The organism is Actinomadura sp. CNU-125 (assembly GCF_001942465.1).
GTDB lineage: Bacteria > Actinomycetota > Actinomycetes > Streptosporangiales > Streptosporangiaceae > Spirillospora.
Map to the genome: position 1 here is coordinate 1 of NZ_MKJY01000377.1, position 23520 is coordinate 23520.

20 protein-coding genes are annotated in these 23520 nt (G+C 72.5%); 9 read left to right on the plus strand and 11 right to left on the minus strand.

Annotated features, from left to right (window positions below; all coding sequences use genetic code 11):
• Positions 1-301: hypothetical protein (locus BJF79_RS33940; RefSeq protein ID WP_262402955.1), on the plus strand; the 301-nt coding region annotated here is incomplete at its 5' end.
• A 150-nt stretch (positions 302-451) separates the two neighbouring features.
• Entirely contained in the window at positions 452-1033 is a 582-nt protein-coding gene (locus BJF79_RS33945) for a TetR/AcrR family transcriptional regulator (protein ID WP_262402956.1), read from the plus strand.
• Between the two features lie 18 nt (positions 1034-1051).
• Here BJF79_RS33945 and BJF79_RS33950 read toward each other — a convergent pair whose 3' ends face one another.
• The gene (locus BJF79_RS33950) at positions 1052-2242 is read right to left on the minus strand and encodes a cytochrome P450 (RefSeq protein ID WP_075903593.1); all 1191 of its coding nucleotides are present in this window, start codon (positions 2240-2242) and stop codon (positions 1052-1054) included.
• A gap of 117 nt (positions 2243-2359) precedes the next feature.
• On the opposite strand from BJF79_RS33950, the gene BJF79_RS33955 reads away from it, so the two are divergent.
• Together BJF79_RS33955 and BJF79_RS33960 are read left to right on the plus strand one after the other, a co-directional pair.
• Positions 2360-3103: an SDR family NAD(P)-dependent oxidoreductase gene (locus tag BJF79_RS33955; protein WP_075903595.1), complete on the plus strand. Its 744-nt coding sequence runs from the start codon at positions 2360-2362 to the stop codon at positions 3101-3103.
• On the plus strand, positions 3100-3870 hold the full coding sequence (locus BJF79_RS33960) for an SDR family NAD(P)-dependent oxidoreductase (RefSeq protein ID WP_075903597.1): 771 nt from the start codon (positions 3100-3102) through the stop codon (positions 3868-3870). The genes BJF79_RS33955 and BJF79_RS33960 overlap by 4 nt, the downstream gene beginning before the upstream one ends.
• A gap of 65 nt (positions 3871-3935) precedes the next feature.
• On the opposite strand, the gene BJF79_RS33965 is transcribed toward BJF79_RS33960, so the two are convergent.
• The 4 genes from BJF79_RS33965 to BJF79_RS33980 form a co-directional block, all read right to left on the minus strand.
• Positions 3936-4877 carry a TIGR03564 family F420-dependent LLM class oxidoreductase gene (locus BJF79_RS33965; RefSeq protein ID WP_075903599.1) on the minus strand — a complete coding sequence of 314 codons (942 nt, stop codon included), beginning with the start codon at positions 4875-4877 and terminating at the stop codon, positions 3936-3938.
• Positions 4878-4887: 10 nt separating this feature from the next.
• Positions 4888-5904, minus strand: coding sequence for a PKD domain-containing protein (locus BJF79_RS62875; RefSeq protein WP_262402957.1), 1017 nt, complete (start codon positions 5902-5904; stop codon positions 4888-4890).
• 755 nt (positions 5905-6659) lie between these two features.
• The gene (locus BJF79_RS33975) at positions 6660-7241 is read right to left on the minus strand and encodes a nuclear transport factor 2 family protein (protein WP_075903601.1); all 582 of its coding nucleotides are present in this window, start codon (positions 7239-7241) and stop codon (positions 6660-6662) included.
• Position 7242: 1 nt separating this feature from the next.
• Positions 7243-8076: a TauD/TfdA dioxygenase family protein gene (locus tag BJF79_RS33980; protein WP_075903603.1), complete on the minus strand. Its 834-nt coding sequence runs from the start codon at positions 8074-8076 to the stop codon at positions 7243-7245.
• Positions 8077-8300: 224 nt separating this feature from the next.
• Between BJF79_RS33980 and BJF79_RS33985 the strand changes: the two genes are divergently transcribed.
• The 3 genes from BJF79_RS33985 to BJF79_RS33995 all read left to right on the plus strand — a co-directional run bounded on the left by BJF79_RS33985 (position 8301) and on the right by BJF79_RS33995 (position 13213).
• Entirely contained in the window at positions 8301-8882 is a 582-nt protein-coding gene (locus BJF79_RS33985; RefSeq protein WP_075903605.1) for a TetR/AcrR family transcriptional regulator, read from the plus strand.
• Positions 8883-8999: 117 nt separating this feature from the next.
• Complete coding sequence (locus tag BJF79_RS33990; protein ID WP_158079373.1) at positions 9000-11087, plus strand: protein kinase domain-containing protein; 2088 nt, start codon at positions 9000-9002, stop codon at positions 11085-11087.
• On the plus strand, positions 11084-13213 hold the full coding sequence (locus BJF79_RS33995) for a serine/threonine-protein kinase (RefSeq protein ID WP_075903609.1): 2130 nt from the start codon (positions 11084-11086) through the stop codon (positions 13211-13213). The genes BJF79_RS33990 and BJF79_RS33995 overlap by 4 nt, the downstream gene beginning before the upstream one ends.
• A 60-nt stretch (positions 13214-13273) precedes the next feature.
• On the opposite strand, the gene BJF79_RS34000 is transcribed toward BJF79_RS33995, so the two are convergent.
• Positions 13274-14200, minus strand: a complete 927-nt coding sequence (locus BJF79_RS34000) for an FAD binding domain-containing protein (protein WP_075903611.1) — start codon at positions 14198-14200, stop codon at positions 13274-13276.
• Positions 14197-16719: a molybdopterin-dependent oxidoreductase gene (locus BJF79_RS34005; protein WP_075903613.1), complete on the minus strand. Its 2523-nt coding sequence runs from the start codon at positions 16717-16719 to the stop codon at positions 14197-14199. The genes BJF79_RS34000 and BJF79_RS34005 overlap by 4 nt, the downstream gene beginning before the upstream one ends.
• A gap of 132 nt (positions 16720-16851) precedes the next feature.
• Between BJF79_RS34005 and BJF79_RS34010 the strand changes: the two genes are divergently transcribed.
• Complete coding sequence (locus BJF79_RS34010) at positions 16852-17652, plus strand: SAM-dependent methyltransferase (protein ID WP_075903615.1); 801 nt, start codon at positions 16852-16854, stop codon at positions 17650-17652.
• A gap of 22 nt (positions 17653-17674) precedes the next feature.
• Here BJF79_RS34010 and BJF79_RS34015 read toward each other — a convergent pair whose 3' ends face one another.
• Positions 17675-19228 carry an acyl-CoA synthetase gene (locus BJF79_RS34015; protein WP_262402958.1) on the minus strand — a complete coding sequence of 518 codons (1554 nt, stop codon included), beginning with the start codon at positions 19226-19228 and terminating at the stop codon, positions 17675-17677.
• Positions 19229-19353: 125 nt separating this feature from the next.
• Here BJF79_RS34015 and BJF79_RS34020 point away from each other — a divergent pair, with 125 nt between their 5' ends.
• Positions 19354-20145 carry an enoyl-CoA hydratase/isomerase family protein gene (locus tag BJF79_RS34020; protein WP_075903617.1) on the plus strand — a complete coding sequence of 264 codons (792 nt, stop codon included), beginning with the start codon at positions 19354-19356 and terminating at the stop codon, positions 20143-20145.
• Here BJF79_RS34020 and BJF79_RS34025 read toward each other — a convergent pair.
• The 3 genes from BJF79_RS34025 to BJF79_RS34035 form a co-directional block, all read right to left on the minus strand.
• The gene (locus BJF79_RS34025; protein WP_075903619.1) at positions 20140-20787 is read right to left on the minus strand and encodes a TetR/AcrR family transcriptional regulator; all 648 of its coding nucleotides are present in this window, start codon (positions 20785-20787) and stop codon (positions 20140-20142) included. The genes BJF79_RS34020 and BJF79_RS34025 overlap by 6 nt on opposite strands.
• A gap of 103 nt (positions 20788-20890) precedes the next feature.
• Positions 20891-21805: an NADPH:quinone oxidoreductase family protein gene (locus BJF79_RS34030; RefSeq protein WP_262402959.1), complete on the minus strand. Its 915-nt coding sequence runs from the start codon at positions 21803-21805 to the stop codon at positions 20891-20893.
• Complete coding sequence (locus tag BJF79_RS34035; protein WP_143220606.1) at positions 21768-23513, minus strand: hypothetical protein; 1746 nt, start codon at positions 23511-23513, stop codon at positions 21768-21770. The genes BJF79_RS34030 and BJF79_RS34035 overlap by 38 nt, the downstream gene beginning before the upstream one ends.
• Positions 23514-23520: the final 7 nt, after the last annotated feature.

Genomic DNA, 23520 nt, shown 5'->3' on the forward strand with positions numbered 1-23520 from the left:
CTATCCGCACAGCGACTCGATGTGGCCCGGTGCGCCCGAGCAGCTTCACGAGGTGCTGGAGGCCAACGCCGTCCCGGACGACGAGATCGACAAGATGACGCACGAGAACGCCATGCGCTGGTACTCGTTCGATCCGTTCGCGCACGTGCCGAAGGCGGAGGCGACGGTCGGGGCGCTGCGCGCCGCGTCCGCCGACCACGACGTGTCGATCCGCCCGCGCAGCCACCGCGTCGTCGCCCCGGAGAAGAAGCTGGAGGCGTTCCACTCGCCGTCGTCGTGGGGAGCCGCCCCTTCGCGGTGATCCTTGTACGGACGGACGGACCGACGGGCGCGGGTCCACGGGAACCCGCGCCCGTCGCCATGCCCGCCCACTCCCGGGACGTGACCGGCTCCTCTGCGACAATGTCCGTGCGGTACGAGAGCGAGGTCGTGAATGGCATCCCCCCGGCGCGTGGGCACCGAGACATCCAAGACGCGGGACATCCTGCTGAACTGCGTCGAGCGGTTGATGCTGGAGACGGGCTACGCCGGGGTCTCCTACCGCGCCATCGCCGCGAGGGCGAACGTGACGCCCGGGCTCGTCCAGTACTACTTCCCCACGCTCGACGACGTGTTCATCGCGGCGATCCGGCGGCGGTCGCAGCAGAACCTCGACAAGCTCGCCGAGGGCCTGCGGGCGCGCCCCGACCAGCCGCTGCACGTCCTGTGGGAGTACAGCAGCGACGAGTCGGCGGCGGCGCTCACGACCGAGTTCCTCGCTCTGGGCAACCACCGCAAGTCCATCCGCTCGGAGATCACCGAGTGGACGGAGCGGGTGCGGCGGCTGCAACTCCAGGCTCTCGGGGAAGCGTCGCGGGGGAAGTCCCCGATGCTCGGGGAACTGTCGACGGAGACGCTGCTGTTCCTGGTGACCGGGATTCCCAAGCTGGTCCGGCTGGAGGAGGGCGTCGGCATCGCCGCCACGCACGCCGGTGTCGTGAAGGAGTTCGAGGAGTTCCTCGACTCGGTGGAGCCCGAGGGCGGACGCGCCTGAGCGCGCCCGCCGTTCGGGTCACCCCCGGTCGACGATCGCGGGCATCGTGTCCCAGCCCCGCACCGTGGTGGTCGGGGATCGGCGGGCCGCGGCCAGGTCGACGGCCCAGTCGGGGAAGCGGTTCAGCACCTCGTCGAGGGCGACGCGTCCCTCCATGCGGGCCAGGGCGGCGCCCAGGCAGTAGTGGGCGCCGTGCCCGAACGTGACGTGCGTGCCGATCTTCCGGTGGACGTCGAAGCGGTCGGGGTCGTCGAAGCGGCGCTCGTCCCGGTTGGCGGACGCGACCATGAGCAGCATCGCGGCTCCGGCGGGCACCGTGGTGCCGTGGTAGTCGACGTCCTCGGTGACGTACCGCGCCACGTGCGGGCCCGGGGGCTCGTAGCGCAGCAGTTCCTCGATCGCGTTGGGGACGAGCGAGCGGTCGGCGGCCAGTTCGCGGCGCTGGTCGGGGTGTTCGGCCAGGACCTTGCCCATCCAGCCGAACAGGCGTCCGGTGGTCTCCACCCCGGCGCCGGCGATCACCGTCAGGAAGGTGACGATCTCGTCCCCTGTGAGCTTGCGGACGCGGCCGTCCACGTCCTCGAACTCGACGCCGAGCAGCTCGGTGATGAGGTCGTCGGAGGGGTTCTTCTCCCGCCAGTTCACGTACTCGGCGTACATGGCGCCGTCGAAGTACTGCTCCTTGTTGATCGCCATCGGCTTGCCGGCCTCGTTGCGCAGGTTGCTCTGCGCGTAGTCGCGCACTTTGGGCTGCTCGGCGTCGGGGATGCCGACCAGCATGCCGATGGCCCGCATCGGCAGCTCGTCCCCGAGGTCGGTGACGAAGTCGAAGCGGTCGGCGCCGGTCAGCGGGTCCAGACAGGCGACGCAGAAGGCACGCACCTTGTCCTCGACCATCCGCATCCGGCGCGGGGTGAAGGCGCGGGAGACCAGGGCGCGGTGGACGGTGTGCTGCGGCGGGTCCTCGTGGATGAACACGCCGGGCGGCATGACCGGGTCGGCCTTGATCACCTCCAGGATGTCGCCCTTGGCGGAGCTGAGCCGCGTCACGTCCTTGAGGGCGGCGTCCACGTCGGCGAACCGGCTCAGCCCCCAGAAGTCCTGCCGCTCGTTGTGGTACAGCGGCGCCTCGTCGCGCAGCCGCCGGTAGGTCGGATACGGATCGCGGTCGATCTCGACGTCGTAGGGGTCGTAGTGGAGATCGCTCACTGTTCCTCCTCGGACGGTGTTGCACGATCGTACAGCGCTTGCTATACGTTCGTATAGCAGGGATGCGCCGTTCCGGGAGAAGAAGTGGGTGGGCGAAATGCGTCCGAGGACGAGCGGTTGAGCCGGGTCGCGGTCGTGACCGGCGGCGCGTCCGGGCTGGGGCTGGCGATCTGCGCGCACCTCGCCCGGCGGGGCGGCCGCGTCGCGGTGCTCGACCTCGACGCCGACGCCGCCGGACGGGCGGCGGCGGACCTCGCCGCGCGGGGACACGAGGCCGTCGGCGCGGAGGTCGACGTCGCCGACCGGGCCTCCGTCGAGGAGGCGTTCGCCGAGGTCCGCTCGGCGCTGGGGCCGGTCGAGATCCTGGTGACCAGCGCGGCCGTGTCGGGATTCGTCCCGTTCGAGGAACTCACCGCCGACGCGTGGGCCCGCACCATCGCGGTGAACCTGACCGGGACGTTCCACTGCGCGCAGGCCGCGATCGGCGACATGGCCGCCGCGGGCTGGGGACGGATCGTCACGCTGTCGTCGGCCGCGGGCCAGACCGGGACGCCGCGCCAGGCGCACTACTCGGCGTCCAAGGGCGGCGTGATCGCCCTGACCAAGGCCCTGGCGCTCGAATACGCCGCCAAGGGCGTCACCGTGAACACCGTCCCGCCGTTCACGGCCGACACGCCGCTGCTGCGCACCGCCCAGGAGTCCGGGCTGCTGCCGGGCTCGGACGTCCTGGCGCGGATGGTCCCGGCCGGGCGGCTCGGCACCGGCGACGACATCGCGGCGGTGTGCGCGTTCCTGTGCTCGGACGAGGCCGGATACATCACCGGCCAGGTCATCGGCGTCAACGGAGGTGCGGTCACATGAGCGGCGGGTTCGACATGGACGGACGGGTCGCCCTCGTCACCGGCGGCGGCACCGGCATCGGACGCGGCACCGCCCTGGTCCTCGCCGAACACGGGGCCGACGTCGTCCTTGCCGGGCGCCGGCGGGGGCCCCTGGAAGCGACCGCCGAGGAGATCGAGGGCCTCGGGCGCCGCGCCTTCGCCGTCCCCACCGACGTCACCGACCCGGAGCAGTGCCGGACGCTCGTCGACACGACCGTCCGGGAGACGGGCCGCCTCGACGTCCTGGTCAACTGCGCGGGAGGGGCGCCGACCAAGGGGCCGATGAAGTGGACCGACGACGAATGGGACCGGGTCCTGGCGCTCAACCTCGGCAGCGTCTTCTTCCTGTCCCGCGCGGCGGCCGAGCCGATGCTCCGACGCGGCAAGGGCTCGATCGTGAACATCTCGTCCGGTGCGAGCCTGCTGGCCATGCCGCAGGCCGCCCCGTACGGCGCCGCGAAGGCCGGGGTGAACAACCTGACCGGTTCGCTGGCCGCCGCGTGGACGCGCAAGGGCGTCCGGGTCAACACCATCGCGGTCGGGGCCGTCCGGGCGGCGACCCTGCTGGACGAGGCGGACCGGCAGGGGATCGACGTGGACGCCATCGCCATGACCAACGGCTCGGGACGCCTCGGCGAGCCCGAGGAGATCGGCTACGGCGTCCTGTTCTTCGCCTCCGACGCATCGAGCTTCTGCTCCGGCCAGACCCTCTACATGCACGGTGGCCCCGGACCCGCCGGGGTCTGAGTGATCGAAGGGACCGCGGGTCGGCCCCCTCCGGCACGATGCGGAGGGGGTCGGCCGTCACGCGCTCACGGGCCCGCCTCCCGCCGGACGGGCGGGGTGGCGAGTTCGCGGAGGAGGTCGCGGGTGCGGCGGCGCGAGGCGGCGCGGTCGGGGCCGACGCCGACGATGTTGACCCAGATGTCGGTGGCTCCGGCGTCCAGCAGCGACTGGAGCTGCTTGCGGACGGACGTCTCGTCGCCGACGAGCGCGGCCTCGGCGGGCGACGACGCGCCGCCGATGTCCATCACGCGCCGGTAGTTGGGCATCCCGGCGTACGCCCCGGCGGTCGCGGCGACCGCCTCGCGGGCCTCGGGGACGTCGTCGTGGACGGCGACGGGCAGCCCCGCGACGATGCGCGGCGCCGGACGTCCGGCGGCGGAGGCGGCGGCGTGGATGCGGGGCGCGATGTGCTCGCCGACCGCCTTCACCGGCGCCATCCACAGGATCGTGCCGTCGGCGTACTGGCCCGCCACGCGCAGCAGCCGGGGCGACAGCGCCGACAGCAGCACGGGGACGGGCTCGGCGACCGGCGCCATGCGGCCGCTGCTGCGGGTCGACCAGTCCTCGCCCCGGAAGTCGACGTCTTCGCCGCGCAGCAGGGCGGTGAGGATCCGGATGTACTCCTCGGTGCTGCGGCCGGGCCGGTCGTAGGACATGCCGTAGACGTCGCGGACCATCGGCTCGTGGGAGGGGCCGATGCCGATCGTCAGGCCCGGGCGTCCCATGGTGGCGGCGGCGGAGACGGCGCGGTTGGCCTGCAGCAGCGGATGGCACGGGTAGGTCTGCAGGACGGCCGTGCCCAGCTCGATCGCCGAGGTCTCCCGTCCGGCGACGGCCATCGGCGCCAGCGGGTCGCCGGTCACGATGCTGGCGTACCACAGGGAGGCGAAGCCGTCGGCCTCCGCCCGTTTCGCCTGCTCGACGATCTTGTCGGGCGTCGCGGCGCCGCCGGTCAGGCCTATGCGCATGGGGGCTCCTTCACTCGTGGACCACCACTCGCACCCGGTCGAGGTTCCGCACGAGCGCGTAGGGGGTGGAGGTGTCGCCGTCGCGGTGCGAAGCGGCGCGCAGGACGGGGTAGTACGTGCCGGGTTCGGTGTAGGTGTGCGTCGCCCGGACGTGCACGGTGCGTCCGGGACGGCGGAGGGGCGACCGCGTGAACTCGCCGGTGCCCATGAGGTCCCAGGCGGTGGAGACGACCTCGCCCGTCCCCGGCGGGACCTGGATCTTCGCCCGGAAGGTGACGGGACGGCCGGCGCGGACGTCGATCCGGTCGGTGCCGCGGGCGGTCAGGTCGACGACGGGCTGGACGCCCCGGCGGGCGGCGGCGTTCGCGGGCACGGCGACCTGTCCGTCCGTCACGCGGCGGCGGGTCGAGCGCGGAGGCTCCACGCCGCGTTCGGCCCAGGCGGCCACGTCGCGGAGCGCCTGCTGGAGGATGCCGGTGTAGTCGACGACGCCGGGCAGGTGGGCGCCGATGTGGTCGGCGTTGTCGTTGAACCAGACGCGGAGGTTCCGGCCGGACGGCCCGGACGCCTGCTCGGCGTACCAGTCGGCGTGCCATGGGAACGCGTCGGTGTCGAGCAGGTTGGCGACCATGATCACCTTGCCGGTGAAGCGGCCAGTATGGGTGCCGCCGCCGCTGACGCCCGTGGAGATCGCCGGGCCGACCTCGACGGGACGCTGCGGGTAGATCGGTCGTCCGTGCTCGTCCCGGAACTGGTCCCAGGCGTCGAAGCCGGGGCGCGTCGGGACCTGGTGCCGGTGGTAGGCCAGCAGCGCGAGCGACCACGGGTCGTGGTCGGCGCGGGCGGCGCGGAACAGGTCGCCGAGCGGCGACCGCTCGGTGCCCAGGTAGCCGGGCTCGGTCCAGAAGTCGTCCGCGTACGTCGGGTCCATCGCCTTGACGGCGCCCGCGAAGCCGAGCAGGCCGTCCGGGGCGTCCAGCCCGAGGACGTACGAGGGGTTCTGCCACGCGCGCAGCGGTACGCCCATGGCCGTGACCTCGCGCAGCACCGACCGTTCGACACGGGTGAGCCCGGCGTACGGGTCGCCCGAACCGCCCGGACGGACGCGTCCGCGATCCGCGGGGCGTTGTCCTCCAGGACGAACCGGGCGAAGGCGCGGACGAAGAAGTTGTTCGGGATCGACGTGGGGACCCCGGGGATGAACGGGACCGCGCCGTCCCAGACGCCCGTCGTGTTCTCCATCGCGCCGATCGTCTGGTACGAGCCGCCGCTGCCGCCGTAGACGTAGCCGTGGATCCGGTCCTTCGCGGACGCGTAGTGCCGTGCGGCGACCGTCCTGGAGAACTTCGCCGCGGCGGCGTCGGCCCGATAGCCGGCGGTGCCCGTGACCTGGACGGTGTAGGCGCCGGCGTCCGCACCGGACGCGATGCTCTCGGCCGTGGCGTTCGCGTCCTGCGTCGGGTAGACGAGCTGGTGGAACCGGCCGTCCCACCGGTTCCCGGCCGGGAAGTAGAAGTTGAACCGGACGTCGGTGCCCGCGAAGTGCCCCGAGACCCGGCGGTGCGGGACCGGACGGGCCACGTCGCTCTCACCGTCGATGACCGGCTGGTCGTACATGGGGTCGACGCAGTCGGCCGTGACCTGCAGGGGCCCGCCGGGTTCCCGGGGCGCGCACTCCGGCGCCCGCGGTGCCGCGCTCGCGGCCGGGGCGCCGGCGAGGCCGAGCAGCACCGCGGTGCCCGCCGCCGCGACCCGCCTCGACGGCCGGCCGAAGCGCCGGCGTCACCGGGCGGCCTCCTCGTCCGACCAGCGGGCCGGGGCGGGCTCGTCCAGGAGCAGCGGGCGCCGGTAGGACAGGTCGTCGGTGTCGCGGGTGCCCTTCGGGTAGCCCTGCTCGGTGAAGAACGGCGACTTCAGCACCGAGGCGTCGGCGGTGAACATCGCCTCGACGGTGGAGCGGCGCAGCGCGATGCGCCACCGGCCGTCCCGCCGTTCGAGGCGGTCGAGGTAGCGCCCGTTGATGATCTGCGCGGTGCGCCCGTCCCGGCCGAGCAGGACGACGAGCGAGTAGCTCTCGCAGTGCGCGACGTCCCCGTCGATCTCGCAGGAGTGCGTGGTGATGTTGTGCAGGTGCGTCCGCGACGTCGCCGCGTGCGCGGGATTGACCCACGCCGCGTAGTCCGCGCCGGAGTTGACGGCGAACCCGTGTTCGTCCGCGCCGTCCGGATGGTAGGCGCCGCCGATCAGGTCCGCGTCGTGGCGGTCGCAGCCGCGCGCGTGGCGGGCGACGCAGTCCAGGATGTCGGCCCGGTCCTTGAGGTACCGGACGTCGCGCCGCAGCGCCTCGAACTCTTCGCCAGTCACGTCAGGCCACCGCCTCTTCGCCGACGAGGGTCGTGCGGTGCATCAGCCGCCGCGACGTCGGCTCGAACGGCATGGCGCGGTGCAGCATCCCGGTGTTGTCCCAGATGACGAGGTCACCCCGCCGCCAGCGGTGCCGCAGGACGAAGCGCGGCCGCGTCGCCCATTCGGTCAGCCGGTCGAGCAGCGCCCGTCCGTCCTCCGCCGGGAGCCCGACGACCTCGCCCGCGGTGGCGCCCACGAGCAGCGACCGGCGCCCGTTCCGCCGCGTCCACACCAGCGGGTGGGTCCTGGACGACACCCGCTCCCACGCGGCGCGTTCCCGCTCCGACGCGTCCGGGACGGCCCTGCTCTGCGCGGCGGCGAAGCTGTGCACCACCCGCAGGCCGTCCAGTTCCGCCTTCTCCGCCTCGGGCAGTTCCCGGTAGGCGAGGAAGGTGTTGGCGAACTCGGTGTCGCCTCCCGCCGGGTCGACCTCCCGGGCGGTGAGCAGCGTGGCCTTCTGCGGGACGTCGATGGTGGCCCCGTCGATGTGCCAGTGGAAGTTGCCCCGCCGCATGGCCGCCAGCGCGGCGTTCGTCCTGCCCGGATCCAGGGTGATCGTGTCGATCTCGGGATGCCGGTGCTCGCCGGTCTTCGACACCAGCGGCTCCCCCAGCAGCCGGGTGAAGGCGACCAGGTCGTCGTCCCCGATGTCGAGCTCGCGGTAGACCACGACCCCGTGTTCGTCCAGGGCGGCCCTGCACTCGTCCGCGGCGCGCCGATCGACGAGCCGTCCGCCGGACGCGCCGGTGACCTCGACGCCGAACGGCTCCAGTGCGGTGAACGTGACGGTCATTCCCCACCTCTCCGATGTTGATGATCCGTATAAGAGTTATATATCAAATATTTGAGAATCGCATTCTCGCAAGACCCGTCGGGCGCATCGCCCTCTTAGGCGATCGCCTAAACTTTGCTTGGGCACATGCCTAACACCGGTCCATCGCCCGGGTCAAGGCCCCGCTACAGTGACCGGGGCGCCGGGCACCGGCGGATCCGTCCCACCCCGCGATCGAGAGCGACATGAGCGACACCCCACCGACCAGGGACTCCAAGACCCGGACCGCACTGCTCGACGCGGCGACGCGGCTGATGCTGGACGAGGGGTACGCCGCGGTCACGACCCGCAAGGTCGCCGCGAAGGCGGGCGTCAACCAGGCCCTCGTCTACTACCACTTCCGCACGATGGACGAGCTGTTCCTGGCCGTCTTCCGGCGCGGTGCCGAGGCCAGCCTCCAACGGCTGGACGACGCGGCACGGGCCGACGACCCGCTGCGCGCACTGTGGCAGGTCAGCAGCGAACCGCAGAACAGCGCCCTGACCGTCGAGTTCATCGCCCTGGCCAACCACCGGCCGGCCGTCCGCACCGAACTGGCCGACTACACCCGCAGGTTCCGGCTGCGGCAGCAGGAGATCATCGAACGAGTCCGCGACGACCGGAACGCCGACGTCCCCGAGGGGCCGACCCCCGCCGCCGTGACCGTCCTGGCCGCCGCGCTCGCCCGCATCCTGTCCATGGACGGCGCGATCGGCATCACCGACGGCCACGACGAGGTGCTCGCGCTCGTCGAGGACTACCTGCTCCGCTCGTCCCCTCGTCCCTGAGCGATCCGGTACCGGACGGCCTCGCCGGGCCCGAGTCCTCGGCGGACGGCCGAGCGGCGGCCGGGTTGTGCGCGCCCCCTTTCACCGAATAGATATAGATGTTCATATAAGGCGGAGGTGGACGTGCGGTCGCTGCGGCCAGGGGATCCGGTGTCGGTCGGCCCGTACCGGATCCTCGCCCGGCTCGGTGCGGGCGGAATGGGGATCGTCTACTTCGCCCGGTCACCGGGCGCCCGACCGGCCGCGCTCAAGGTCGTCCGGCGGGAGTTCGCCGACGACGCGGGGTTCCGGGAGCGGTTCCGCCGCGAGGTCGCCGCCGCGAGGAAGGTGAGCGGGCTCTACACGGCCCCGGTGCTGGATGCCGACGCCGACGCGCCGCAGCCCTGGTTCGCCGCCGGCTACGTCCCCGCGCCCACGCTGGGCGAGGCCCTCGCGAGCGCCGGAACGCTGTCCGAACCCGCCGTCCGCGCACTGGGCGCGGGACTGGCGGAAGCGCTGCAGGCGATCCACGCGGCCGGCCTGGTGCACCGCGACCTCAAGCCCGGCAACGTCCTGCTGGCCGAGGACGGTCCCAGGATCATCGACTTCGGGATCGCCAAGGTCACCGACGCCACGCGGCTCACCGGCACCGACGCCATGATCGGCACGCTGGCCTACATGGCTCCCGAGCAGATCACCGAAAGCAGGGACGCCGGACCCGAGGCGGACGTGTTCTCGCTGGCGGGGGTGCTGGTCTACGCGGCGACGGGCGCCAAGCCGTTCGGCGAGCGGGACCCGGCCACGGTCCTGTACGAGGTCATGTACGAAGAGCCGTGCCTCGACGGCGTCCCCGCGTCGCTGCGTGGGCTGCTGGCCGCCTGCCTGGCCAAGGAACCGTCCGAACGTCCCGACCTGGAGTCCGTGCTCGCCGCGCTGACCCCGGTCGATCCTCGGGCGCTGGACTCGCCCGCGCTGCGCCGGGAGGTCGCGGCCAGGGAGGCCGAGGCGACCAGGGCGGTGACGGAGCCGGTCACGCCGCCCCCGCCGACGCCGCGGGTCGACGACGGGGAGGCCGGCAAGGTCGGACGTCGCCGGATCCTGGGGCTGGCCGCCGCGGTCGCCGTGGCCGGCATCGGCGCGGGGACGACGGGCTGGACACTGACCCGCGGGCGCTCCGCCCCCGCCGAGCCCGCTCCCCGGGGAACCGCCCTCGGCACGGCGCCGCCGCCCGCGTGGACGTTCACCCCGCCGCGTCCCGTAACCGGGACGTCGATGGTGCGGGTGGCGGGCGATGTCGTCCTGTGGGGCGGCGGAGAGGAGATGTACGGGGTGGACGCCCGGACGGGGCGGCGGCTGTGGGCGCACGAGAAGGCCAACCCCGCGTATGCGGGCAACCTCGCCCGCGGATCGACGCTCGTCGTCATCGGCGGCGTGATCGGCGACTTCGACGACCGGACGATCACGCTGGTCGACGTCCGGTCCGGCGAGGTCGCGAACCTTCCCACGCCGCGCGCCGTCCGCCCCTCGTTCGTCCCCGGCGTGGCCGGCGACACGATCCTCGTGCGTTCGCCGACGGACGCCTGGGGGCTGGACCTGGACAGCGGCGAGATCCGGTGGCACCGCTCCGACGAGGGCCTGCTCTCCGGAGCCGTCGACGAGACCGGCGTCTACCTCAGTTCCGACCGGTCCCTCGCCGCCCTCGACCCCGTCACGGGCCGCGACCGCTGGGTCCATACCTGGTCCGGGAGCGGCGGCGGGCGGGACGGGGCGAGCCTGGACCTCGCGGTCGCCGGCGGGCGGCTGTTCGGCGACTTCGGCGACACCCTCCAGGCGTTCGACACCGCCTCCGGAAAGTCCCTGTGGACGCGGAACAGCGACGAGCAGTTCGACACCGTCGTCACCGCGGGCGCCGACGTGATCTTCAAGCACGAGGTTCTGCGGGCCTACGACCAGGCGACCGGCGCCCCCCGCTGGACGCTGGTCGCCCCCGAACCGTTCGCCGACCACCGGGGACACCTCGCGGCGGGCGACGCCCTCGTCGCGGCCGCCTTCAACGAGAAGGAGGGCCCGGCCCAGGGCGTTCTCGTCGCCGGGACCGACGGCCGGGCACGGTGGGCGCACCGGGGACCGGCGGAGTCGCAGGCCGGCTGGGAGGTCGCGGTGTCCGGTTCGTCGGTCTTCGCGACCGACCACAAGCGGCTCTACCGCTTCGAGGCGGGACGATGACGGCGCTGGAGCCCGGCGATCCCGAACGCATCGGGCGGTACCGTCTGCTGCGGCGCCTCGGCGAGGGCGGCATGGGCGTGGTGTACCTGGGCGCGTCCCCGGCGGGACGGGCGGTGGCCGTCAAGGTCGTACGGCCCGAACTCGCCGGAGACCCCGAGTTCCGCGCCCGGTTCCGGGCCGAGGTCGACGCCGCCCGGAAGGTCGGCGGGGCGTTCACCGGCCCGGTCGTCGAGGCCGAACCCGACGGCACCGTCCCGTGGCTGGCGATCGCGTACGTCAACGGCCTCAGCCTGAAGGAGACGGTCGAACGGTACGGGCCCATGCCCGAGCCGCTGCTGCGCACCCTCGGCGCCGGACTGGGCGAGGCCCTGGTCGCGATCCACGAGGCGGGCCTGCTGCACCGCGACCTCAAACCGGCCAACATCCTGCTCGCCAAGGACGGCCCCAAGGTCATCGACTTCGGCATCAGCAAGGCCGCCGACACCGCCACGCTCACCGCGGAGGGCCGGTTCATCGGCTCCCCCGGCTACATGTCGCCCGAGCAGATCCGCGGAGCGCGGCTCACCCCGGCCGCCGACGTGTTCGCCTACGGCGCCGTGCTGGCCTTCGCCGCCACCGGCCGCCCGCCGTTCGGGAAGGGCGCGGTCCCGGCGATCGTCCACCGGACCCTGCACGAGGAACCCGATCTGCACGGCGTACCGGCGTCCCTGGTCCGGCTGGTGACCGCCTGCCTCGGCCGGGACCCCGACCGGCGCCCGCCCGCGAAGCTGCTCCCGTCGCTCCTGGCCGCCGAGCCCGTCGCGCCCGGCTGGCTCCCCGGCGACATGGGCGACGAGCTGCGGCAGCGGGAGGACACGCTCGTCCTGGACATGCGCACGCTCGTCAGGGCCCGGACGCGGCGACGGCTGCTGGTCGGCGGGGCCGCCGCCGTCGGACTCGCCGCCATCGGCGGCGGCACCGCCGCGGCACTGGCCGTGACCCGGCCCGGGACGCGACGGCGGCTCGCTCCCCCGAAGCCGCTGTGGCGAACCGAGATCGAGGAGCGGGACGACATCGACCTCGCGGTCCGCCGCCGGTCGATCATCGTGATCGCTCGCGGGACCTTCGCGGACGACCTCCGCGGCTACTCGCTGGGCACCGGGCGTCAGACCTGGTCCGAGACGGGCCGGCTGGTCGCGGGACCGGAGCTCGTCTACACGACGGCCGGTTCCGGCGGCGCGGTCGTCGCGACGGACGACGCCCACACGGTCAAGTGGACCTACGAGCCACCGGCGAAATACCGGTACCCCGAACTCGCGGCCCCGTCCAACGGCCTGCTGGCCCTCGTCGGAGACCGGACGGTCATCGGCCTGAATCCCGCCACCGGCGGCCTGCTCTGGACCCGCGAGCGGCCGCACGCGTCGTCCCTCGCTCCGCAGGGCGTCCAGGGCCGCACCCTCCTCGTCGTAGCGTTCGAGGAGGAAGGCGCGAACCGGCACCTCGCACTCGACATCACGACGGGCGAGGTCCGGTGGTCCAAGCCGCTCGACAACACGCTCCTCATGCCGCGCGACGGTGACCTGTTCTTCGTCGGCTCCTCCCGCACGACCCTCGACGCGCTGTCGACCGGCACCGGCCGGAAGGTCTGGAGCGCCGACCTCCCCGACGCCGCGAGGGACGCCGACGGCATGCTCCTGCCCAACGTCCGGGTGGCCGACGGGCTGCTCTACGTGCCCGGGCCGACCATCTACGCCCTGGACGAGTCCACCGGGCGGCGGCGATGGACCTACACGCCGTCCTCCCCCGGCGGCCGGACACGCGGCTTCCTGGTCAACGGCGACCGCGTCCACATCATGGACGGCCCGCGGCTCGTCGCCCTCGACGCCCGCACCGGCGGACGCGTCTGGTCCGCCGACGCCCCCGTCTCCGACGGCGCCCCGCTGGTCGCCGCCGGCGGGCTGATCTGCACCGGCGTCGCGGACACCGCGGACCCGGGCCTCTACGCCTGGGACGCCGAGACGGGACGGCTCGTCTGGAACCACCCCGTGAGCACCCCCGCCTCCACCGAGCCCTGGGTGTTCGACAGCGCGGGCCCCATCCTCGCCGCCGCCCACGGCACCGCACTCCACGCCTTCCGCCTCGGCTGAGCCCATATCGAAGAGAGCGCGGTCAGTCGCGCGCCCCCATGACGTCGGACCCGCTTCGGCCTACGAGGTCTTTCCGCAGGCGGTGATGGTGTCGATCAGGGTGGCGCGGAGGAGGGCCACCTTGTAGCCGTTCCCCGGCAGGGGGCTGCAGCGGGCGGTCGCCAGGTCGGCGGCCGCGGTCGCGGTCTCCTCCGTGACGGGCCCGCCGATCAGGGCTTCGGCGACTTCGGGGAGGAGGAGGGGCGTGCGGGCCGCTCCGCCCACGGCCATGGCGGCGGTGGCGACGGTGTCACCGTCGAGGGTGAGGCGGGCGACGGCTTCGGCCAGGGGCCACTCCGCCTTCTCACGGGCGGTGGCGCGGCGGTAGGCGGCCCGTTCGTCCGGTGCGGGCGCGGGCATCCGGACGGCCTGGAGGATCTCGCCGGTTTCCAGACGGTGGTCGCGGGTCGGGTCGCCGCCGTCCCCGTACAGTTCGGCGACGCCCAGCGGGGAGCGCCCGTGGACTTCGACGGTCGCGTCGTAGGCGAGGAGGGCCACCGCGAGCGAGGAGGGATGGGGGGCGATGCAGGGGCCCTGGTCGATGACCGCCGAGTACAGGTGGGCGCCCGCGCGGGCGGGGCAGGTGTCGCCTCCCGTCTGGTGACAGGCGAGGGCGGTGTTGCGCGGGTACCAGCAGCGGTTGCGCTGGAGGAGGTTGCCGCCGACGGTGGCGACGTTGCGGATCTGCGGGGTGGCGACGGCGGCGGCCGTGGCCGCGAGCGCGGGGTAGGCGGCGGACAGGCGGTCGTCGGCGAGCAGGTCGGCGACGGTGGCGAGGGCGCCGATGCGGGCGGCGCCGTCCGGTCCCCAGGTGGTGCCGCGCAGGCCGGGGATGCCGAGCAGGTCGACCGGAGGGCGGGTCGCGCGGGTCATGACGTCGGTGCCGCCCGCGCGGAACTCGCCGCCGGTGTCGCGGACGGTCCGGGCGGCGTCCTCGATCGCGGTCACGTGCCGATCCCCTCCAGCAGCAGGTCGGGCCGGATCGGCAGGTCGTGCGGGCGCCATCCGGTGGCGTGCCTGACGGCGTTGCCGATCGACGCGGCGACGGCCATGGTGCAGATCTCGCCGAGGCCGACGCCGCGGCCGGGGACGTGGTCCCAGCCCTCGGTGTGGAAGTACACGTCGATCTCCGGAGTGTCGGCGATGCCGGGAATGCGGTAGTCCTCCATGTTCGTGGTGAGGACGGTGCCGGTGGCCGGGTCCTCCTGGCGCTGCTCGAACAGGGCGTAGCCGATGCCCTGCACGACTCCGCCCTCGCACTGGTTGCGGGCCGGCCTGGGCGCGTAGATGTGACCGGCGGCCACGCCGCTCCACACCCGGGTCGGCCTGACGCGGCCGAGCAGGGTGTCCACCTCGACCTCGGTGACGACGACGGCTCCCGAGAAGCCGCGGCCGATCGCGAAGTGGTCGAGGGCGAAGGGGGTGACGTAGCCGCGGCGGTCCCGGGGCCGTCCGCCGACGACCCGCAGCCCCTCGGCCTCGTCGAGGGAGCGGGTGCCGAGGGCCTTCCGCAGGCGCCGGGCCGCGTTCTGGGCCGCGGGGGCGATGGAGGGGGTGGAGCAGCTGCTGGCGGCGGACGGTCCGTAGGCGTGGTCGCTGCGGCCGAGTTCGACGCGCACCCGGCCGGGCCGCAGGCCGAGCTCGGACCGCACGACCTCGGCGATCACCGAGCGGCTGCCGGTCCCGATGTCCTGGGTGGCGATGCGGGCGACCACGACGCCCTCCTCGACCGTCAGCTCCACCTTGGTGCCCGGGTCGAGGAAGTACATGTAGTTGGCCGCCGCGACGCCCACGCCGCGGCGATGGCGGCCGCCGCCGGGGTCCGTCCGCCCGCGCCACACGGGCAGGGCCGAGGCCCGGTCGTACAGCGCGTGCCGCTTGGTGTTGCCGTCCCAGCGGCGGCGCAGCGCGATGGGGTCCTCGCCGCGGCGCAGCGCCACCTCGTCGACGGTCTGCTCCAGCGCCCACAGCATCGGCGGCAGGCCGGGGCCGCGGAAGGGGATGCCGGGGGCGCGGTTGGTGATGTGGTCGTAGTCGCGGATCCGGCGGGGCGCGTTGCCGTAGAAGAACCGCGAGTGCCAGGCCGCGTTGGACCCGATGGAGACGCCGGAGTCGCCGTGCGCGTCCATCGTGAAGGCGGACAGCCCGCCGTCGGCGTCGGCGAGGAGCGCCAGTTCGATGCGCACCCCGGGGCGGGTGCCGCCGTCGACGAGCTCCTCCGGCCTGGTGAGAACGACCCGTACCGGCGCGTCGTGCAGGCGGGACAGCTCGACGGCGGCGACCACGTCGGAGGTGACGTTGACCTTCGAGCCGAAACCGCCGCCCACATGCTCGGCCACGATATGGACCTGTTCCGGGCGGAGCTTCCAGCGCTCGGCCGCCTGCGCGGCGACGCGGGTCACCGCCTGGGTGGACAGGTGGAGACGCAGGTCGCCGTCTTCCCAGCGGGCCACGCAGCCGTGCGGCTCCATGCAGGTGTGGGCCTGGACGGCGGTCGTGTAGGTGGCCTCCACGAGCGTCCGGCCGTCGCCGTCGCGGGCTTTGTCGATGCGCTTCACGGCGGTGCGGTCGCGCCAGCTCATGGTGGCGGGCCCGCGCACGTTGCCGTCCCACCTGGCGGACGCGAGCGGGCCCTCGCTCGCGCGCGGGGCCCGCTTGCGGGACTCCTCGGTCGGGTAGACGACCGTGTCCGCGTCCGGCGACAGGACCGCGGGCAGCACCGTGTAGTCCACCTCGACCCGCGCCGCCGCCGCGAGCGCCTCGGCCCGGGTGGGCGCGGCGACCGCGGCCACCGGCTGGCCCGCGTACCGGACGACGCGGTCCGGCGGCAGCAGCTCGGCCAGCGGCCCGTCGTAGCGGATGTCGCCCACCTTCGCGTGCGGGTGCGGCGACCGGACGATCACACCTTCGAGCTGCCCCTCCAGGACGACGTCCGCCGTGTACCGCGCCGCGCCCGTGATCTTGCTGAGGGCTTCCACGCGGGCCGGAGTCACGGTGCCCTCGTCGTGCTCGCCCCTGCACGCCGCCGCGACCGCCGCGTAGATGCCGACGTACGCTCCGCAGCGGCACAGGTGTCCGGCGAGGGCCTCGGCGATCTGTTCCCGGGACGGCTCGGCCATGCCGTTCGCGGCCCGCCACCGGTCCGTGAACGCCGCCGCCTCCACCACGAAGCCCGGCGTGCAGTAGCCGCACTGGAGCGCGTCGTGCGCGGCGAAGGCCCGCTGCACCGGATGGTCGCCGCCGAGCCCCTCCACGGTCGTGATCTTGCGGTCCGCGACCGCCTCGGCCGGCAGCAGGCAGCTCGCCGCCGTGCTCCCGTCCACCAGAACGGTGCACGTGCCGCACACTCCCGTGCCGCAGGCGACCTTGGTCCCGGTCAGCCCCATCCGCTCCCGCAGCACCCGCGCCACGGTCTCCTCGGGCTCGACACCGACGTCAACGGGCTCGCCGTTGAGGCTGAATTCCATGTGCGCTCCATGCGCCGGACGATGATCAGCGCCATCGTGGCACAGTGAATTACACAAATCACCGCTTTCGTGCGATCTTGCCTTCTAAGCTCGTTCTCGACGGCCAACGCCCACGGCAGACGGGATTCACCGGTGTCGCAGCAGCCAGACGTGCCGCAGGGGATCGACCCGAACACCCCGAACGTGGCCCGCATGTACGACTACGTGCTCGGCGGGAAGGACAACTACGCCGCCGACCGCGAACTCGCGGGCCACCTCATCGCCTCCATCCCGGACGGCGTCGAGGCGCTGCGCGCCAACCGCCGCTTCCTCGGCCGCGCCATCGCCCGCATCGCCGCGGAGGGCATCGACCAGTTCATCGATCTCGGTGCCGGACTGCCCAACCAGGGCAACGTCCACGAGATCGCCCAGCGCGTCCACCCGCACGCCCGCGTCGTCTACGTGGACATCGACCCGATCGTCATCGCGCACGCCCGCGCGCTGCTGGCCGCCGACGACCGCACCGCCGCGCTCCAGGCCGACATGCGCACCCCCGAAACCGTCCTCGCCTCCGACGCCGTGGCGCGCCTCATCGACTTCGACCGCCCGGTCGGCGTCATCTTCAACGCCATGCTGCACTTCGTCACCGACGCCGAGGACCCCGCGGGCATCGTCGCCGCCTTCACCGACCGCATGGCGCCCGGCAGCCGCCTCGTCATCTCCCACAGCACCCTGGACGACCGGCCCGCCGAACTCGTCGAGATCATCGAGGCCGCCTACGAGAACGCGTCGGCGCCCATGGTCTTCCGCGACCACGACCGGATCCTGCGCCTGTTCAACGGCCTCGCCCTCGTCGAACCGGGACTGGTCAAGGTCAACCGGTGGCACGCCGACGACGCCGAGGCCGCCGCGAGCGGCGGCGCCTGGGTCTACGGCGGCGTCGCCGCCAAGTGACCGCCGCGCCTTCTCCCGCGCGTCATGGGGTGGCTCCGGTTCGGTCGGCGCCGTAGCGCTCGCGTAGAAGACGTTTGTAAAGCTTGCCGTTGGGATCGCGCGGCAGTTCGTCGACGAAGTCGACGCTTCTGGGACATTTGTAGGTCGCCAGTTCCGCCCGGCAGTGGGCGATCAGTTCCGCGGCCAGCGCCGGGCTCGCCGCGGCGTCCCCGGTGAGCCGGACGACCGCCTTGACCGCCTCGCCCATCTCCTCGTCCGGGACGCCGATGACGGCGACGTCGGCCACCGCGGGATGACCGACCAGCGCGTTCTCCGCCTCCTGCGGATAGATGTTCACCCCGCCCGAGATGATCATGTGCGCGCGGCGGTCGGTGAGGTAGAGGTAGCCGTCCTCGTCCAGGTAGCCGATATCGCCCAGGGTGCGCCAGCCCTTGTCGTTGGTCACCGACGCCGTCTTCTCCGGATCGTTGTGGTACTCGAACGGCCGCCCGCCCGCGAAGTACACCGCCCCCGGCCGCCCGGGCGGCAGGTCCCGCCCGTCCTCGCCGACGATGTGGCACTCCTGCGCCGGCCTGCCGACCGAGCCCGGGTGGGCGAGCCATTCCTGCGGCGTGATGGCGGTGTGGCCGACGTCCTCGGTGCCGGAGTAGTACTCGTGGACGATCGGCCCCCACCAGTCCAGCATCCGCCGCTTCACCGGCACCGCGCACGGCGCCGCCCCGTGCGTGACGTTGACCAGGCTGGAGGGGTCGAACCGCTCCCGGACCTCGCGGGGCAGCCGCAGCATCCGCACGAACATCGTCGGGACGAACTGCGCGTGCGTCACCCGATACCGCTCGATCAACTCCAGGCAGTACGCGGCGTCGAACTCCTCCATCACCACGACCGTCCCGCCGATGCGGTGCATCGACATGCAGAACACCAGCGGCGCACCGTGATACAAGGGCGCGGGAGACAGGTAGACCGCGCCCGGACCGGTGCCCTGCAGCACCAGCCCGTTCGCGATCTGCACGGGCGGCGACGCCGGATCCCCCAGCGGCGTGCCCGGCAGCGGCTTGCGCACGCCCTTCGGCCGCCCGGTCGTCCCGGACGAATACAGCATCTCCCGGCCCTCGCACTCGTCCGGGAGGGGATCGGCCGAGGAGGCGGCCAGGAGGTCTTCGTAACGCTCGAAACCCGGGACCTCCCCCGCCGCCGCCACCCGCAGCGGGACCCGCGCCAGGTCCAGCCCGGCGACCACCCCGGCCATCGCCTCGCTGGACACCAGCGCGACGGCGCCGCAGTCGTCCAGGACGTACTGCACCTCACCCGCACGCAGATGACTGTTGATCGCGGTGTAGTACAGGCCCGAACGCTGCGCCGCCCACGCGACCTCCAGAAACGCCCGGTTGTTCTCCATCAGGATCGCGATGTGGTCACCGACCCGCAGGCCACGGGCGCGCAGCGCCCGCGCGAACCGCACCGACCGCTCCTCCAACTGCGCGAACGTCACGACCTCGCCGCTCGCCCCCATCACGATCGCCGGACGGTCGGGGGACTGCCGGGCATGCCGGGTCGGCGTCATCGGCTCCGTCATCGTACGGACTCCTCCACTGACAAGAATTGAATTCTTGGCTTTGAGAAGGATATTTTCACTATCGGGAAGACGCAATGGCCGGGCGCGGGCCCGGTGGGACTTGGGACGGGAAAGAGGTGAGGCACGTGGGGGACGATCTGGGCGCCGCCGGGTTGCGACTCGAACGCCGGGGGCCGATCGGCTGGTGCTTCATCGACCGGCCCGAAGCCAGGAACGCCTTCACCCCGGCGATGTACTTCGGCATCAAACGCGCCGTACGCCTGGCCAACACCGATCCCGACCTGGCGGCTCTCGTCATCACCGGAACCGGCGACGTGTTCGCCCCCGGCGGCGACCTGGGCGGACGCGCCGACCCCAGGGACGCGGACGTCCCCGACATCGGCCACGAAATGCTGCCCTTCCTGACCATCCGCGACAGCCGCGCACCGGTGATCGCCGCGGTCAACGGCATCTGCCAGGCCGGGGGCCTGCTGATCGCCATGCTCGCCGACATCGCCGTCGCCAGCGACCGCGCCACCTTCCGCGCCCCCGAACTGCTGCGCGGCATCCCCGACGCCACCTTCTCGGCCGTCCTGCCCGCCCACGTCGGCATCGCCGTCGCCCGCGACCTGCTGCTGTCGGCACGCCGCTTCGACGCCGCCGAAGCCCACCGGCTCGGCGTCATCTCCCGCGTCGTCCCCCACGACCGACTCCAGGACGAAGCCACCCGAGCCGCCCGCGAAATCCTCCAGACACCGCCCATGACCCGCATGCACGTCAAACGCATGCTGAACGAACGCTACGGCTTCATCGACTACCAGACCATGTTCTGGGCCCTGGAAGAATCACCCGAACCCCGCGAAGGGATGAAGGCGTTCATGGAGAAGCGCGCCCCGAACTGGGTGCCGCCGGGGCTCGACTCCGATCACGGTTCATGACGGCGGGGCGGCGGGCGAGATCTTGCGGAGGCAGAAGTCGGCGATGCGCCGGACGTCGTCGTCCGTGGGTTCCCCGCCGCCCCACACGTAGTCGCCCAGTTTGCCGAAGGTCGCGTACGCGGCGAGCGAGGCGTCGAAGTCCGGGTCGGCGCTGCCGAGGTCGCCGAACGGTTCGGCGAGGAGCCCGGCGAGCCGCTTGCTGGCGATGGGCGGCGTGGAACCGATGACCTCGCTCACCGCGCCCGCGTTCCACAGGACGGCGCGCGTGTTCGTGCCGATCTCCTCGCGCGCCTGCGAGAGCACGCCCTCGACCCAGCGGCGGACCTTGCCCTCCGGGGTCGGCTCCTTGCTCATCTGGTGCGCTACGTAGCCGCGCAGCCGCTCGGTCCCGTCTTCGAGCAACGCGACGACCAGCGCGTCCTTGGAGGGGAAGTACCGGTAGAACGCGTCGTTCGACAGCCCCGCCGCGCGCACGATGTCGGCCACGCGCGGACGCGTCGTCGTGCCGCGCTGCCGCATCACCTCGAGCGCGGCGTCGAGCAGGCGCCGCACCTCGCCGGTGTACGTGGCACCGCGCTCGACCAGGGCGCGCTGGGCGATCCGGCTGGCGACACCGTCACCGGAAATCGGATTCTCGCTCACACGAACCGTATTCTGACACCCGTTCGGGCGGGGCGCAAACGACCCGCCGCAGATCATCGCTCGCACGGCCCGGCCAAAGCCGTTCACATGCCCAGAATCACCCTCACCCGGGGACGATCAGCACCTTGCCCGCGGAGGTTCGGTTCGCGACGGCGGCGAGCGCCTCGGCCCCGCGCTCCAGCGGGTAGACGGCGTGGACGTGCGGTTCCAGCTTCCCGTCCGCGAAGAGCCGCGCCAGCTCGGCGCGGCCGCGGCGCAGCGCCTCGGGGTCGCGCCGTCCCCAGCCGCCGATCTCGAACCCGCCGACCGTGACGCCCTTGAGCATGACGAGGTTGAGCGGGATGCGCGGGATGTCGCCCGCGGCGAAGCCGACGGACACGAACCGTCCGCCCCAGCGCATCGCCCGCAGCGCGGGCTCGGCGTGCTCGCCGCCCACCAGGTCGAGGACCACGTCGGCACCGCCCGCAGCGGCCAGCCGCCGCTTCAGGTCGTCGTAGGGCAGCGCGACCTCGGCGCCCTTGGCCAGGCACAGCGCACGCTTGGCCGCGGACGAGGCGACCGCGATCACCCGCGCGCCGAGCAGCCGTCCGACCTCGACCGCGGCGAGGCCGACGCCGCCCGCCGCGCCCAGCACGGCCAGGGTCTCCCCCGGCACGAGCCGGGCCGCCAGGGTGAGCGAATGGTGCGCGGTGGCGTAGGCGACGCCGAAGGCGGCGGCGGCCCGCATGTCGGTGCCGGGGGCCAGCGCCGTCAGGCCGGTCGCGGGGACCGCGACCCGCTGCGCGAAGGCGCCGACGAACGTCGAGCCCATGACCGCGTCGCCGGGGGCGAGACCCTCGACGCCGGCCCCCGCCTCGACGACCCGTCCGGCGAACTCGCTGCCCGGGGTGAACGGGACGGGCGCCGCCACCTGGTACGTCCCCTTGACGATCAGGATGTCGGAGAAGTTCACCGCGGCGGCGTGCACCTCGACGACGACCTCACCGGGCCCGGCGACCGGGTCGGGCAGCTCGCCCACCTCCAGATCGTCCAGGGAACCGTGGACCGGGCAACGCAGAGCCTTCACCGACGCCCTCCTCGACCACCGACCTGCGAGACGCACGAAGAATAACATTCTCCATATCAAGATTGATACTCTCAGGCGGCGTCGGAGAGCGGACGAAGCCCGGCCTCAGGACCGCGTCATGCGGGTTCCATGAGGATGAGGTACAGGCGTTCGGCTTGAGATCGATCGTCTCGTCATGGTGCGCGCCGGGCCTGACGATCTCGTCGGAGACCTGCCGGAGGCCGGCCCCGGCCGGATCGGTGAAGTAATTGCTCGTCGTCTGGTCGATTCTGAACATCCGCAGGCGGACCGGGCCGCGTCCGAGCCGCCGCGGCAGCCGGGACATGTGGATCGTGGCCCGGTGGCTCCGGTCGTTGGTGTGCTGCCAGTTCCAGACCATGAGCGATGCGCCCGTTCGGTCTTTCGAGGCGATCGCGTAGACGCCGTTGTCGTCCTCGCGGCTGCCCGAGACGGTGGCGGACACCTCGATGTCCTTCATCTTGGACTGCATCAGCATCATGTTGCCGTAGGGCGTGAAGATCCCGGTGGGGACGGGCCCGTCGTCGACCCGTGTCACCAGTTGGTCCTTGCGTCCTTCGGCGAAGTGCCGAACGACCCAGTTGAACATGTAGGTGTCGGGCTGCCGCGAGTACACGTAGTTGTAGGTGGCCATACCGGCCGCCTGCCGAAGATAGTCGGTCGTACCGGTCCGGTCGTCATAGGACGGGCCGGGATAGATTCCGGTCTCAGTAATGAAACTCGGGACGCGCCCTCGGATGCGGCGTTCTCTCAGCCACGTCAGGATGTCACCGCGTTCCGAGGAGACCTGCCGCAGGTCGGACTTGTAGAAGGTGGGGACCTGGTAGTCGTCGTCCCACTTCATATAGGCGTGGTAGCTGATGAAGTCCAGACGCTTGTGCGGGTCGCGGTCGGCGGCGTAGTCGTCCAGGAACGGCTTCATCCACTCGGGATCCATGACGCTGATCGCCGGACCGCCGATCTGGAGCCGGTCGGCCGGCCGCACGCCCTCGTCGACCTCGTTGGCCGCCTTGTAGAACGGCGCGTAGAAGCGGTACAGGTCGCCCGGTCGCAGGGTGACCTCGTCCGCCGGACGGCCGTCGTGGCGTTCGTGCCCGTGATACTTCCAGTCCGGCTCGTTGAACACCTCGACATACTTCACGGCCGGGTACTTCTTCTTGAGGTCGCCGAGCATCACCTCCAAGAGGGGCTGCAGGTCCTTGAGCGGCCGCTCGCCGCGAATGAACTCGTCCGGGTTCAGGTTCACCAGCACCGAGTCCGACAGGTGGCCGGCATCGGTGAGGTAGGCGTCCGTGTTACCGGAGAAATCGCACGTGCCGGTCTCGATGCTGCACTGCTCGAACGCGTAGTCGAGCCACACCCGATGGACTTTCTGATGCAGTCCCTGCTCGTTGAGGAAGCGCGCGTCGGCGGAACGTTGTTCGATGAACGCGTTCTCGTTGGCGTAGTTGTTGTAGCGCTCCGACCGCCGCAGTACACCCCGCCGGTCGGCGAAGTCGACCGAGACGGTCGCCGGGGCGAGCGCGGCGGGCCGCGCGGCGGCCTCGGACGGCGCGACGGCGGAGAGGGCGATGAGCAGTGCGAGCGCCGTCGTGACGAGAGCGGCCCGCATGGTACGGGTGCGGGCGAATGTCGAAGTCATGGTCGTC